Annotated in this window: 5 protein-coding genes and 1 pseudogene; all 6 read left to right on the forward strand. The window is 63.8% G+C overall.

Annotated features, from left to right (window positions below; translation table 11 throughout):
- A pseudogene (locus B3397_RS16115) lies at positions 1 to 184 on the forward strand (hypothetical protein); the annotation flags it as partial.
- Positions 185 to 362: 178 nt separating this feature from the next.
- The gene (locus B3397_RS16120; RefSeq protein ID WP_296251905.1) at positions 363 to 983 is read left to right on the forward strand and encodes a TetR family transcriptional regulator; all 621 of its coding nucleotides are present in this window, start codon (positions 363 to 365) and stop codon (positions 981 to 983) included.
- Positions 984 to 1,267: 284 nt separating this feature from the next.
- Positions 1,268 to 1,768, forward strand: a complete 501-nt coding sequence (gene ureE, locus B3397_RS16125; RefSeq protein WP_296251906.1) for an urease accessory protein UreE — start codon at positions 1,268 to 1,270, stop codon at positions 1,766 to 1,768.
- Complete coding sequence (locus B3397_RS16130) at positions 1,765 to 2,439, forward strand: urease accessory protein UreF (protein WP_296251908.1); 675 nt, start codon at positions 1,765 to 1,767, stop codon at positions 2,437 to 2,439. Before ureE ends, B3397_RS16130 begins: the two co-directional genes overlap by 4 nt.
- Before the next feature lie 9 nt (positions 2,440 to 2,448).
- Complete coding sequence (gene ureG / locus B3397_RS16135; RefSeq protein ID WP_296251911.1) at positions 2,449 to 3,063, forward strand: urease accessory protein UreG; 615 nt, start codon at positions 2,449 to 2,451, stop codon at positions 3,061 to 3,063.
- A gap of 50 nt (positions 3,064 to 3,113) precedes the next feature.
- Positions 3,114 to 3,686: a HupE/UreJ family protein gene (locus B3397_RS16140; RefSeq protein ID WP_296251912.1), complete on the forward strand. Its 573-nt coding sequence runs from the start codon at positions 3,114 to 3,116 to the stop codon at positions 3,684 to 3,686.
- The last annotated feature ends 21 nt before the right edge of the window (positions 3,687 to 3,707 follow it).

Genomic DNA, 3,707 nt, shown 5'->3' on the forward strand with positions numbered 1-3,707 from the left:
AGGTGGTGCTGTAGCCGAGAACGGTTCGGATCGCGTGCCACAAGCTACCTTCGCCGAAGACGGTTCGGATCGCACTCCACAGGCCACCTTCGCTGAAGACGGCTCGGATCGCACTCCACAGGCTACCTTCGCCGAGAGCGGTTCCGACCGTCTGCTGGAACGTCAAGGTCAAGCCAACGCATGATCTTGTCTACCGAGATCCCCGAGAAAGCCCGGTTCTTCGCAGCCGGGCTTTTATCTTTCTGACGCCCCCGCCTTGATTCCTGCTCGATGACTGACGCTTGACCCCCCTCCTTCCAGGTTCGACGTCCTCCCCGCCAATTTGCTAGAGTCCTGCGCTGCCCTTCATAGAAGCAACGCACATGCTGCCTCGCGCCGAACAGAAACAGCAGACCCGTCTGGCCCTCCTCGACGCCGCTCGCCAACTGATGGCCTCGGGGCGCGGATTTGGCAGCATCAGTCTGCGCGAAGTCGCCAAGGCAGCTGGCATCGTGCCGACCGGCTTCTATCGCCATTTCGAAGACATGGATCAACTGGGCCTCGCCTTGGTCAGCGAGGTGGACCACACCTTTCGCGCCACCTTGCGCCTGGTGCGCCATCATGAGTTTGTCGTCGGCGGCCTCACGGAAGCTTCGGTACGTATCTTTCTGGATGGGGTCGCGGCCAATCGCCCGCAGTTCCTGTTTCTGGCTCGCGAGCAGTACGGGGGCTCGCTGCCGGTGCGTCAGGCCATCGCCACCTTGCGCGAGGGCATCAGCGCGGATCTGGCCACCGATCTGGGCTCGATGCCCAAGTGGCAGCACCTGGGGTCAGCATCGCTGCAAGTGATGGCGGACCTGGTGGTGAAGTCGGTATTCGCCACGTTGCCCGAGCTGATCGACCCTCCCGCTGCCGACCTGCCGGCCCACCTCACCCCCGAAGCGAAGATCACCCAGCAACTGCGCTTCATCTTCGTCGGCGCCAAATACTGGAAAGGCCTGTAGCAGCGGCGTAAGCCGCGTCCGGCCCTCATTCATACCCCAACATGCCACGGTGGCTGGATGGGACGTACGCCGGTGGTAGAGGCGGGGGGCGGGACCCGGCTTACGCCGGTGCTGCAGGGGTGGTTTAGGACGGTGGTACAGGGTGGTGCGGGCTGGGCGGTGGCGCACTGTTATGGGGCGTTTGGGCGGGGGCGTGTAGGAAATTTCCTAGGAAGTTTGGGGCGTGCAGGTATTGGCAAGACACTTGCTCAGCCTTAGGCATTGTCTCAATCGGATGCCCAAGCATGCTGGTGATACACCGAAGAACCGCGCCGAAACCTGACTGGTCGGCCGAATTGCATCTTAACTTCGAAGCGCGCAGCAAAAGCCGGCTGCGCTGTTTTAGTGCGGAGGGTGAAGATGTTGGGCTGTTTCTGGAGCGCGGACAGCCGCCGCTGCACGACGGCGAATGCCTGGAAGCCGAAGACGGTCGCGTGGTACGCGTCGTTGCCAGGCCCGAACAGTTATTGCACGTGACCTGCAGCAGTGCTTTTGAATTGACCCGCGCGGCCTATCACCTGGGCAACCGCCATGTGGCGTTGCAAGTCGGCGATGGCTGGTTGCGGCTGCTCGACGACTACGTCCTCAAGGCCATGCTCGAACAACTGGGCGCCCACACCGAAACGCTGGAGGCCCCTTTTCAGCCTGAGCACGGTGCCTATGGCGGCGGCCACCACCACTCCCGTCATGGCGATGAGGACTTCAACTACGCGCCCAAACTTCATCAATTCGGCGTGCGCAAGTGAACCACGCCTGGGCCCTGCTGCGCCTGGCCAGCCCTCAGCTGCCGATCGGCGGCTACAGCTATTCCCAAGGTCTGGAAATGGCGGTGGAAAACGCGACGGTGAACAACGCCGATCAGGCCCGCGTCTGGATCGCCGACCAGTTGCTGCTCAACCTTGCCCGCTTCGAAGCGCCCTTGCTGTTGGCTCACTGCCAGGCGGCCGCCGCGCAGGATTGGGAGCAACTGCGACTGCACTGCGATGAACACCGTGCCAGCCGAGAAACCCGCGAGTTGCAACAGGAAAGCCGGCAAATGGGGTACTCGCTCAAGCAACTGCTCGAAGGGCTGCCCGAACTGGACGCCCCAGGGCGGGCCTTTCTGGCCAGCGTCGACGAGCCCCACCTGGCCCTGGGCTGGGCGCTGGCCGCGCGCGCCTGGCAGATCAGTCCTCAGGATGCCATGGCTGCCTGGCTGTGGAGCTGGCTGGAGAACCAGCTGGCCGTGCTGATGAAAACCTTGCCCCTGGGCCAGCAGGCCGCGCAACGGCTGACCAGCGAATTGCTGCCGTTGCTCCAGCAGGCCCAGCAGTGCGCCACTGACATCGAACCTCAACATTACGGCAGCGCCGCTTTCGGCCTGTCCTTGGCAAGCATGGCCCATGAGCGCCAGTACAGCCGCCTGTTTCGTTCCTAGGAGAAACCAATGAACACCCAACCCCTACGTGTCGGTATCGGCGGCCCGGTCGGCTCGGGCAAGACCGCCTTGACCCTGGCGCTGTGCCTGGCGTTGCGCGAGCGCTACAACCTGGCCGTAGTCACCAACGATATCTACACCCGCGAAGACGCCGACTTCCTGGTGCGCAACGAGGCGCTGGCGCCCGAGCGCATCATCGGCGTGGAAACCGGAGGCTGTCCACACACGGCGATTCGTGAGGACGCTTCGATCAATCTGGAAGCCGTGGATCAGCTCAATCGACGCTTTCCCGGCCTGGACCTGATTCTGGTGGAGTCCGGTGGCGACAACCTGTCGGCCACGTTCAGCCCGGAATTGTCCGATCTGACCATCTACGTGATCGACGTGTCGGCGGGTGACAAGCTGCCGCGCAAAGGCGGGCCGGGAATCTGCAAGTCCGACCTGCTGGTGATCAACAAGATCGATCTGGCGCCTTTGGTAGGTGCATCGCTGGAGATGATGGACGGCGACACTCGACGTATGCGGGGCGAGAAGCCTTTCGTGTTCAGCAACCAGAAGACTGGCCAGGGGCTGGAGCAGATCATTGCGTTCATCGAGCGCCAGGGATTGCTCACGGCCGCGTGAGCCCTGCACTTTCATTGATAGAACCATCCTCCCACAAGGAAGCCATTCGTATGACCCTGAACAAGATCCTCGCCGGCGCCGCCCTGCTGCTGGCACCCGCACTGGCCTTTGCCCACCCCGGGCACGGTGACAACGGCCTGATGGCGGGCCTCGGCCACCCGGTTGGCGGCCTTGACCACCTGCTGGCGATGCTGGCGGTCGGGTTGTGGGCGGCCCAGCAACAGGGCACGGCGCGTTGGGCGCTGCCTTGTACGTTCGTTGGCACGATGTTGCTGGGTGGCGTGCTGGGGTTCGCGGGGCTCGAACTGCCGGCGCTGGAAAGCGGTATCGCTGCGTCAGTGCTGGCGCTGGGCCTGGCGGTGGCGCTGGCCGTACGTCCGCCGCTGGTTCTGGCGGTGATCGCGACGGCTGTGTTTGCGCTGTTTCACGGCGTGGCACACGGCTTGGAGCTGCCTGAGATGTCCAGCCCTGTCGCCTATGCGGTGGGCTTTGTGGTGGCTACTGCGGCGCTGCATGCGGTTGGGTATGCGGTGGTGCGTTTCCTGCCGGTGGCGGCTGCGCCGCTGGTTCGGGTGGCCGGGGGGGCTTCGGCGCTGGCTGGGGCGTGGTTGCTGGCGGGTTGAGATTTGCGGTGAATGGTCCCC

This window comes from Pseudomonas sp. UBA4194 (genome assembly GCF_002379585.1).
In the GTDB taxonomy this organism is placed as follows: Bacteria; Pseudomonadota; Gammaproteobacteria; order Pseudomonadales; family Pseudomonadaceae; genus Aquipseudomonas.